Origin of the sequence: Porphyromonas sp. CAG:1061, assembly GCF_000435035.1 — a bacterium.
Taxonomy (GTDB): Bacteria; Bacteroidota; Bacteroidia; order Bacteroidales; family Porphyromonadaceae; genus Porphyromonas_A; species Porphyromonas_A somerae.
Genome location: NZ_HF988913.1, coordinates 28,156 through 38,010 on the forward strand (window position 1 = coordinate 28,156; position 9,855 = coordinate 38,010).

At 49.4% G+C, this 9,855-nt stretch carries 7 protein-coding genes; 3 read left to right on the forward strand and 4 right to left on the reverse strand.

Features of this window, described 5'->3' with window-relative positions:
• Window positions 1-118 precede the first annotated feature (118 nt).
• Together QVO39_RS04715 and QVO39_RS04720 are read left to right on the forward strand one after the other, a co-directional pair.
• Window positions 119-1,444, forward strand: a complete 1,326-nt coding sequence (locus QVO39_RS04715) for a DUF2130 domain-containing protein (protein WP_021903223.1) — start codon at window positions 119-121, stop codon at window positions 1,442-1,444.
• 393 nt (window positions 1,445-1,837) lie between these two features.
• Window positions 1,838-2,011, forward strand: a complete 174-nt coding sequence (locus tag QVO39_RS04720) for a hypothetical protein (protein ID WP_021903224.1) — start codon at window positions 1,838-1,840, stop codon at window positions 2,009-2,011.
• Window positions 2,012-2,048: 37 nt separating this feature from the next.
• Here the strand turns inward: QVO39_RS04720 and creD are convergent, their stop codons facing one another.
• A complete protein-coding gene (gene creD, locus QVO39_RS04725) occupies window positions 2,049-3,449 on the reverse strand; it encodes a cell envelope integrity protein CreD (protein ID WP_021903225.1) in 1,401 nt (466 codons plus the stop codon).
• Window positions 3,450-3,564: 115 nt separating this feature from the next.
• On the opposite strand from creD, the gene QVO39_RS04730 reads away from it, so the two are divergent.
• Window positions 3,565-5,961 (forward strand): family 20 glycosylhydrolase, encoded by a 2,397-nt coding sequence (locus QVO39_RS04730; RefSeq protein WP_021903226.1) that lies wholly within the window; start codon window positions 3,565-3,567, stop codon window positions 5,959-5,961.
• 258 nt (window positions 5,962-6,219) lie between these two features.
• Here QVO39_RS04730 and QVO39_RS04735 read toward each other — a convergent pair whose 3' ends face one another.
• From QVO39_RS04735 to QVO39_RS04745, 3 genes are all read right to left on the reverse strand, one after another.
• The gene (locus QVO39_RS04735) at window positions 6,220-8,367 is read right to left on the reverse strand and encodes an ATP-dependent Clp protease ATP-binding subunit (RefSeq protein ID WP_288171772.1); all 2,148 of its coding nucleotides are present in this window, start codon (window positions 8,365-8,367) and stop codon (window positions 6,220-6,222) included.
• A 56-nt stretch (window positions 8,368-8,423) separates the two neighbouring features.
• The gene (locus QVO39_RS04740) at window positions 8,424-9,068 is read right to left on the reverse strand and encodes a cytidylate kinase-like family protein (protein WP_018028314.1); all 645 of its coding nucleotides are present in this window, start codon (window positions 9,066-9,068) and stop codon (window positions 8,424-8,426) included.
• Window positions 9,069-9,092: 24 nt separating this feature from the next.
• The coding region (locus QVO39_RS04745; protein ID WP_288171773.1) for an acetyl-CoA hydrolase/transferase family protein at window positions 9,093-9,855 on the reverse strand (763 nt) is incomplete at its 5' end.

Genomic DNA, 9,855 nt, shown 5'->3' on the forward strand with positions numbered 1-9,855 from the left:
GACCCCTTGTGGGTCGGACAAATCCATACCATAGAAAGAGGGTAGCCAGCTTTTTTCGTCGGTCTTAATAATGACGAAATTTGGTATCTTTACGATAAATAAATTAACCAAGACAAGTATGAAAGAGTTGAAGTGCCCTAAGTGTGGCAGTACATTTACCGTAGATGAAGCGGACTACGCCTCTATAGTGGAGCAGGTGCGGACTGCTGAATATCAGTTGGACCTACAGCAGAGGGTCGAAGAGCAGCGAAAGCAGTGGCAAGCGGAGCAAAAGGCGGCCCAATCGGAAAGCTCTCGCCAATACGAGCAGATGATTTCGCAAAAGGATCAGGAACTCTCATCTCTCAAGGAGCAACTCAAGAGTAGTCAGGTAGCTCAAGAGAATGCGGTGAACAAAGCAGTGGCCAAGGAGCAGGAGCAGATCGCGAAATTGGAGAAGGAATTGGCAGAAGCCAATGGTCTTCACCAAGTAGCTCTACTGAAGGCCGAGAATCTGAACAAGGATCAGGTACAGGAAAAGGAGCGAGAAATCGCTGACCTCAAGAATCAGATGGCTCTTGCCAAAAGCGAAGCTATTAATAATGAGAATCGACTCCGTGAGGAGAATGCTACGGAGGTGCGACTACTCAAGGAGCAGGTGGAGCTCTATCGTGATATGAAGGCACGTCTCTCCACAAAGATGGTAGGAGAGACGCTGGAGCAGCACTGCTATACGGAGTATGGGCGGATAAGTATGCTTTTTCCCAATGCCACTTTTGAGAAAGATAATGATGCCTCCTCGGGCTCCAAAGGGGACTTTATATTCCGCGACTATACCGATGATGGACAGGAGTATATCTCAATTATGTTTGAGATGAAAAACCAAAATGAGACTACTGCTACCAAGCACAAGAATGAGGACTTTCTAGAGAAACTAGATAAAGACCGCAAGACTAAGGGGTGCGAGTATGCCGTACTGGTCTCTATGCTGGAGCTTGATAGCGAACTCTACAATACGGGCATCGTGAATATGTCGCCGAAGTACGAGCGTATGTACGTGATACGCCCACAGTTTTTTATCCCGATGATCACCATCCTTCAGCAGACCTCTCAAAAAAGCATTGAGTACAAGAAGGAATTGGAGCAAGCAAGGCAACAGTCGGTAGATATCACCAACTTTGAGGACAAGCTAAGCGACTTCAAGCAGAAGTTTGGATACAACTACCGGCTAGCTAGCGAGAAGTTTACGAAAGCGATTGATGAGATAGATAAGACCATACAGCACCTCACGAAAGTGCGTGAGGCACTAGTCGGCTCGGAAAACAATCTGAGGCTCGCCAACGACAAGGCGGAGGGACTTACCATCCGCAAGCTAACCTACCAAAACCCGACGATGAAAGCAAAGTTTGAAGAGGAGCGGCAACGGAAAGGAAATCTCGCCTCCCTCGAGGAAGACGACGAATAATAGGAATCAGGACCTCTGCCGAGGTCCGATTTGTTGTAGCCCCCGCGTCGGAGGGCGTAGCCCGAACGACCGGGGGTAAGCAAGAGCTCACATATATATTCGACCCCTTGTGGGTCGGACAATATAAGCTAGAACGTTAAAATCAATCCAAGAATAGGTTGTCCGACCCACAAGGGGTCGTAGATTTTGGTCGCCTTATTTACCCCCATTCATCGGCTCTGCGAGCCTCGAATGGGGGCTACAACAAATCGGACCCCCTGCGGAGGTCCTTAACTATAGTTTATCTGCTGATAACCATACGGTGATACCTTTTAATACGTAAAACCTGTCTCCTCTGTATGGGAAAATAAAGCTATATTTGACCTATAAGGAATTAGGATAACTCTTTTTATTATGATGATGAAGCGTTTTTTATTACTGTGGATAGTGATTTTGGGGTTTTGTGCTATGGGAGCATCTCAAACTTATATTTATCAAGGCGATAAGCGGTACGACTATGGGTCGAAGGTGCTCTTCACTATTGATGGGCATCTACCAAAAGCGTTGATGATCTACTTGGTTATGTAGACCATCAACGCTCTGTCTGTAGCCACTCAGTGGTAGATTAGTCGTGCATTACCTTTACGGAGGTGTACATCACGATGGCTAGGATGATAAAGAGGACTAAGCTACCTATGAGCAGTGCGTAGACTTTTATCTGCAGTAGTACGAAGACGGTCAGGTAGAGAAGTGTCATGATACCACAGAGTAGTGCTGCCATTTTGCGATCCTTGAGAATGAGCCGGAAGTAGATGGTATTGAGCCCAACGGTCATGATACTGGCAATGAGATAAGCCCATCTAAAGCCTATCAGCTCGCTAAAGGAGAGCAGTAGGGTATAGAAGAGTACTAGTGAGATGCCAGTGAGTAGGTAGTGCAGAATATTGATACTCCTACCTTTCTGGCGTAGCCATAGCTCCATCAGAAATACCGATAGTAGGGTGAGGACGATGATCAAGATGCCGTAGGAGACGCTTCGCGAGGTCTGGGCATAATGGTCGGCGGGGTTGAGGAAGCTGATAAAGTGGCTATTCTTGTAGAGACTAGGTAACGCCTCATCCCCTATTATACAGCTTTCCTCGTAAAAGGTATTCCAGGTGGCCTCGAAGTCATTCTTACTGATCTGGTAGTCGGTAGGGAGCCTCTTCCCTTGGAAAGAGGGGTCGGACCAATTGCCTTTGATGAGTGTGGTGGCATTATTGGCATTGGCGAGGATTCCGAAGTATTTGCTTCCGGCAATTTCTAGTTTAAGCTGGAAGGAGAGGTCGCTCAGCTCCTCTTCGGTGAGGGGGTAGCTTGCCGATTGTGCGCCACCTTCTCCACCCTCCCCTACATATTCGTTGAAGGCCACTACACCGGGAGGAGTGTTGTAGACGTCGTCATCTATGTAGCTCACTAGGGTGAGTGCCATCTCTGTTTTGACCTTCAGTGCCTGCCCATTGACCTGTAGCTGGCACCGATCTTTGTAACCGGTGGGGTCGCTGATAGAGTAGCATATCTCGGCTCGAGAGAGGTCGTAGCTCCCCTTCAGCTCCGAGAGTGCCTGCTGGATATCTTGCTTCAGCCAAGTCCCCTTGACCTCGGTGTGTGCGGTATAGACAGGTACCTCGTAGATGCTTCTGTGCCTATTCTCTATCTCGAGGGTAGCGGTGGCGGTCACCTCATTGGGAATGAGGTAGAGATAGGTCTCCTCGGCCTTTGCTAGATTTGGCTTGTAGGGGATGGCAAGGAGGGGCGTCATTAGGTTTTGACTTTTCCCCCAGCGCGAGGTGATTTCACTGGTTACCTTTTCGCCCTCCCGCTTACGTGAGTCGACTAGCCCACTTAGGAGTGCTAGTGGAATCAATAGTAGTAGGCACAGTAGCCCTATGATGAGGGTCTTAATCACGAAGGATATGGATCCTGTTGACTTCTTATCGCCACCATTGGGATTGGTGGACATTTCTGTTGTTTGATTTACCTCCATAGCGTCTTATGTTTTATATTAGTTATGCCACAAAGATACTCTTTTTTCCCAATAGTTGATTGGCAATTAAATTGGTAACTTTGTCGTGTAACTATTCACTTAAAGATTATTATTTATGAAGAAAGTAGCGTGGCTGGCACTGACGCTTGTGATGGGACTAGGGTTGGTAGCTTGCGGAGATGAGGTGATGGTAGAGCACCCTTACAATGAGGGGACGCATATCATTCCGATGCCTCGGGAGATGGAGGTGCAGGAGGAGGGCAGTTTTACCCTGAGTAAAAACATCTCCTTTGTGGCTCCAGAGGGGGAACTGACCGAGGTAGCTAAGTTTTTTGCTGATAAGGTGAAGACTTCTACCGGCTTTAATTGGCAAATCATCGGTGAGAGCAAGAATGCTAAGCAGGAGATCGCACTCGAGATCGTTGGGGCTGATGTGGTACCTAATGCTGAGGGCTATATCCTGGAGGTCTCGAAGGAGGGGATCAAAATTCAGGGGCAGACGCCTCGTGGTATCTTCTGGGGGTTGCAGAGCTTGCTACAATTGCTCCCAGCTGAGATTGAGAGTCCTGAGGTGGTACGTAATGTAGCGTGGACACTACCTTATGTATCGATCAAGGATGAGCCTCGCTTTGGCTACCGAGGGATGCACCTCGACCCATGTAGGCACTTCATCACGGTGGAGGAGACGAAGAAGCTGATAGATATTATGTCGATGCTCAAGATCAATACGATGCACTGGCACCTCACTGAGGACCAAGGGTGGCGTATTGAGAGCAAGGTGTATCCACGCCTTACTGAGATCGCTAGCAAGCGTATTGAGGGTGATGGCTCAACCTATGGACCTTACTTCTACACTCAGGAGGAGATCAAGGATATTGTAGCTTATGCCAAGGCTCGCTACGTAGTGGTGATGCCCGAGATTGAGTTCCCTGGTCATAACGTGGGGGTACTTGCTGCCTATCCAGAGCTAGGTTGCTGGGGTAAGGACTTCCCTTACGAGGTGAGAAATATCTGGGGCGTTTCGGACGAGGTGCTTTGTGCCGGTAACGACGAAGTCTTTGAGTTTGCGAAGAATATCCTCGATGAAATTATTCCGCTCTTCGATAGCGAGTATATCCACATTGGTGGTGATGAGGCACCTAAGCGTATTTGGGCGAAGTGCCCTAAGTGCCAAGCCCGCATCAAGGCTGAGGGGCTGAAGGATGAGTATGAGCTACAGAGCTACTTTATCCACCGTATTGAGGAGATTGTACTGAGCCATGGTAAGAAGATGATTGGCTGGGAGGAGATCCTCGAAGGTGGGCTAGCACCAAGTGCCATCGTGATGAGCTGGACGGGCGAAAAGGGTGGTATCACCTCTGCCAATATGGGTCATGATGTGATTATGTGTCCTAGCAGTGAGGGACTCTATCACGATCACTATCAGGGCGACTACCATATTGAGCCACAAGCGATTGGTGGATACTCTACGCTGGATAAGGTGTACAAGTACAATCCAATGCCTGAGGCGATTGATGCCGATAAGCGCCACCATGTACTGGGTGTGCAGGGCAACCATTGGTCGGAGTATTTCTACGAGCCTTGGCAGGTAGAGTACCACGCCTTCCCACGTATGCTAGCTGTTGCTGAAGTGGCTTGGACTCCTCTTGAGAAGAAGGACTTTGCTGACTTTGAGCGCAGGGTACAGAATATGCAAAAGCGACTGGACTACCACGATATTCGCTACTATATCCCACAACCAGAGCAGGAGGGTGGTAGCCTCAATACCGTAGCGTTTGTAGACCCTGTGACCCTTAAGTTTACCACCACTAATAGCGTGGATAAGATCATTTACACTCTGGATGGTTCGGAGCCTACGCTCAAGAATGGCATCACCTACGGTGAGCCACTTACATTTAATGAGGATGCCGAGCTGAAGATTCGTTCTGTGGTATTGGGTGGTAGCATGAGCCCAGTTCGTACGATTAAGGTATTGCGCCAGACCTTTGGCCCTGCCGAAGCTCAGGTTGGTGACGAGGGATACAAACCTGGTATTCGCTTTAGCTATAAGGCGGATCACTACTTCAAGAGTGTGGAGGAGGTGCTGGATCTCCCTGCTGATAGCCTCATGGTAGTGGAGGGTGGCAAGATGTCGGAGTGCGGTCTACCTTTCTACAAGGAGAGTAGGCTGGAGCACCTGATGAGCAATGTAAACCACTATGGCGCTATCTATGAGGGCTATATCAACTTCCCAGAGGATGCCGTCTATAGACTGAGCTCGCTACACCACAAGGTGTGGATTGATGATCAGCTAGTGATTGATAACGAGGGTGAGGTGACGAAGACGCCACGCCACGATACCTCTATCGCTTTGGCACAAGGTCTGCACAAGGTGAAGGTGGTGAGTATCGGTCGCATTGAAGGTGGCTGGCCAACCTTCTGGAATAGAATCGGTATTCAGTGGCAGAGAATAGGCGTAGATGAGGGGATGACTTACATCCCAGATGATGCCTATTATAGCTCTGCAAAGTAATCAGAGACTCTTGCACTAAGGCGATCTGCTGCGTTGCTTTCGGAATTCGGCCTAGGTCACGTACGTGAGTACGCTCCCTTCGGCCTCATCCTCAGCGCATTGCATCTCATCCTTCGTGCAAAGTCTCTCACGTGAGAGAATGATACTTCGTGTATAACATTCTTTAGAATGCAGTAAGACAAAGGGGGGGCTCAACCATTGGTTGAGCCCCCTCTATATNNNCATTGGTTGAGCCCCCTCTATATATAGTAATGCTATTTATGATGCGGAAACTATCTGTAGCTTTGAAGGCGCCTCGCCTTTCTCTACATCTACAAGATAGGCTCCAGGTGACTTCACTTCGCCATCGATGATTGCTTGCGTCACCATATCCTCTACATACTCTGCGATTGCTCGGTTGAGTGGCCTAGCCCCAAGCTTAGGATCAAATCCCTTCTCTACAAGGAAGGCTCTTGCCTTGTCGGAGTAAGTGATCTCGAGCTCCAATCCTTGCAGACGCTCAGTGAGCTCTTCGAGCTGGATATCTACAATATCTCGTAGTACTTCCTTACCTAGAGCATTGAAGGTGACAATCTTATCAATACGATTAAGGAACTCAGGTGCAAAGCTCTTCTTTAGCATCTTCTCGATCACCTCTTTGGAGAGTTGGCTATAGTCGGTCGATAAGGCGTCACGATAACCTATACCAGTGCCAAACTCCTCCAACTGCCGTGTTCCCACATTGGAGGTCATGATCACAATGGTATTCTTAAAGCTCACCTTGCCCCCATTGCTATCTGTCAGAATACCATCATCAAGAAGCTGAAGGAGTAGGTTGTGGACGTCGTGGTGTGCCTTTTCGATCTCATCAAATAGGATCACACTGTAAGGCCTACGTTTCACCTTAGTAGTGAGCTCACCCCCTTCGTCATAACCGACATATCCTGGAGGGGCTCCTACCAATCTGGATACTGCGTGCCGCTCCATAAACTCACTCATATCCACCCGAATCATCGCCTCCTCACTGCCAAAGAGTTCGCAGGCAATCCGTTTCGCCAAGAGGGTTTTACCCACACCTGTAGAACCAAGGAATAGGAAAGAGCCAATGGGCTTATTGGGGTCACGCAGTCCAATTCTATTCCTTTGAATTGCGCTCGCTACCGCATCCACCACATGGTCTTGGCCCTTCACCCGAGCCTTGAGCTTTGAACCCAGCTCAGAGAGAGCAGTGAGGTCGTCTTTCGTAAACGACTCCACTGGCACGCCACTCGCCATAGAGACCACCTTCTGTACCTCGGCGATCCCTACCACTACCTTTTCCGAAAGTAGCTCCCCTCGCTCCAATTGCCCCTTATACTCTGCTAGGGCTGTCTTGGCTGCTTTCTCCTCGTCGCGGTACTTGATCGCCAGCTCGTAGTCACTCTCTGCTACTGCTTTCTGCTTCAGCTTTGCCGCCTCTGCTATCTTCTCTTCGTACCTAGAGAGGTCCAAAGGCTTCTGATGTGCAATGAATGCATAAGCACCTGCCTCATCCATCGCATCAATTGCCTTATCGGGGAAAAAGCGATCGGTCACATACCTCTCCGATAGCCTTACTGCCTCTAGAAGTGCTTCATCGCTGTAGGAGACGTGATGGTGAGCTTCATACCTCGGCCTTAGCTTCTTAAGGATATCCAGCGTCTCATGGGCATCAGGCGCTTCCACCATTACCTTCTGAAAACGACGCTCCAAGGCACCATCCTTCTCAATTGACTTGCGATACTCCTCTAGCGTGGTTGCTCCGATCACTTTAATCTCTCCACGAGAGAGTGCTGGCTTCAGGATATTAGCGGCATCTAGCCCACCTTGGCTATTGCCACTCCCCACGAGCGTGTGTATCTCATCAATATAAAGAATGATATCAGGGTTGGCCTTCAGCTCCGAGATGATTCCCTTCATCCGCTCTTCAAACTGCCCACGATACATAGAGCCAGCTACCATTCCAGCCAAGTCTACCGATACGATTCGCTTATTGAGCAGAGAGATGGGCACCTCGTTGCTCACAATTCTCTGAGCCAATGCCTCTACGATTGCTGTCTTTCCCACCCCTGGTTCTCCAATCAGGATAGGGTTATTCTTCTTTTTACGTGCGAGTATTTGTGCCACCCTCAGTAGCTCTTGCTCACGCCCCAAGATGGGATCTAGTAGCCCCTTCTTTGCCTGAGCATTGAGCCAAGTGCCATACTTATCTAGGGTGGGGGTACTTGACTGATCTCCACCTCCCCCGCTAGACGTAGGTTGCTCCGTGCGTGATGTGCTCGCCTCACCTTTGGCATGGCTACCAAAGAGCCCTCCTAGCCCCTCCTCACCCTCATGCTCTTCGCCAAAGGGTGTAGCGGTCTCATTGAGTAGCTCTTGGCTATATTTCCTATACATCATCTCTTTCATATCTATTCCTTTGCTGTGTGGGGCAAAAGGAATAGGCTCCCTCCCCGCACACAGGTTTAATCCTTTACAAATCCCCTCTCCCGTATAATGCCTATTATCATTTCTACAGCATAATCTATGCCAATGGCCGAAAGTTTCAGACAAAGGTCGTAATTGTCAGCCCTGCCCCAATGCTTCGAGGTGTAATAATTGTAGTAGTCACGCCGACTCTTATCCACCCGCTCGGCTTCACGGGTTGCCTCCTCTAGCGAATCAAGATTAAGACGCTTTTGAACCACTTCGGCACGCCTTTCGAGGTCATCGGTGACAAATATGGTGAGTAGTTGCTTGTGTTCCCTCAGAAGATAATCAGCGCAGCGCCCCACAAAGATAGCCGAACCCTTGCTGCCTAGCTTTTGGATAGTTTCGGCTTGGATAGAGAATAGATGGTCGTTGGATAGATAGCTCTGAGCTGGCATATAAAAGGCATTGGGCATTCCAAGGGTGCCACTCAGCACCAGTGGCATCTCGTATCCATTTTGCTCATCCGCTTGCTCAAAGAGCTCCCTACGGATATGGCTATCCTCAGCTGCTTTATCGAGTAGCTCCTTATCATAAAGTGGTACTTCCAAACGCTCGTGTAGCCTCTTGGCTAGTCGATATCCACCACTGCCGTACGAACGACCTATACAGATCGCATATCCTTCACCTACCTGCTTCATTACTCTCTATAGATTGATTGTTTATTACTTACTCCAAAATCTCTTGGCTGGAAATTGCTCCCATACACTCCGCTCTAGTTCCTCTCTAAAGTCGGGGTGAGCAATTGCGACTAATGCCTCGGCACGCTCAAGCTCGCTACGACCTGCCAAGGCAGCCACTCCGTACTCTGTTACAATATAGTCTACATCGTTGCGACCTGTAGTCACTACATTGCCATTTCCCAGCATCGGTACTATGCGTGAGAGGGTGCCTTTTTTGGCCGTAGAGGGAAGGGCGATGATGCTCTTACCCCCCTTTGAGAGCCGAGCTCCACGCACATAATCTACCTGACCACCCGAACCGCTGAACATCTGGCCACCCACCTTCTCGGCACACACTTGTCCGTAGAGGTCGAGCTCAATGCACGAGTTGATGGAGATCATACGCTCATTCTGCCCAATCACATAAGGGTCATTGACCCAATCCACTGGATATTGCTCCAGCACCTTGTGCTCACCCAAAAAGCGATAAAGTGCCTCATCACCCATCGTAAAGGCGGCGGTCATTACCCCGGGGCGAACCCCCTTGTAACTGCCTGTGATGGCACCACTTTGGTAGAGCTCTAGCACTCCAGGGGTGAGTAGCTCGGTGTGGATGCCTAGATCCTTATGCCCCTTCAATAGCCCTAGTACCGCATCGGGTAGTGCGCCAATGCCTATCTGTAGCGTGGCTCTGTCGGGGATTAGCTCGGCACAGTAACGTGCGATCTCGAGATCGGTCTCGCTTGGTGTAGCGGCTGGTAGAGTA